Origin of the sequence: Salifodinibacter halophilus, assembly GCA_012999515.1 — a bacterium.
Taxonomy (GTDB): Bacteria; Pseudomonadota; Gammaproteobacteria; order Nevskiales; family Salinisphaeraceae; genus Salifodinibacter; species Salifodinibacter halophilus.
This window is the reverse complement of record JABEEB010000088.1, coordinates 1-331: the sequence shown is the minus strand read 5'-3', so window position 1 is coordinate 331 and position 331 is coordinate 1. Positions and strand designations below refer to the sequence as shown.

The following is a 331-nucleotide window of genomic DNA, read 5'->3' as shown; positions in this document are numbered from 1 at the left end:
CGCGCCGAGCCTGAAGCTGCCGCCGGGCTGGCAGGCCGGCACCGCGCTGGAGCTGGACGCGCGCCAGGGCGACACCTTGCGCTTCCGTCCGGTGCCGCTCAACACATTGCTGGACTCGCCGGTGTTCGCCGGCCGTCGCTACAAGCAGATCGATCTGGCCCCGGGCGCGAAGATCCCGGTGCGGCTCAACCTGGTGGCCGATGCGGCCAAGTACCTGGAGGCCAAGCCCGAGCAGCTCAAGCCGCATCGCGATCTGGTCACGCAGGCGGTCAAGCTGTTCGGCTCGCAGCCTTACGACCATTACGACTTCCTGCTGTCGCTGTCGGGGCAG

1 protein-coding gene is annotated in these 331 nt (G+C 68.9%); it reads left to right on the top strand.

Annotated features, from left to right (window positions below):
- Positions 1–331 (top strand): hypothetical protein (locus tag HKX41_10820; GenBank protein ID NNC24622.1); only part of this gene is annotated, 331 nt, incomplete at both ends.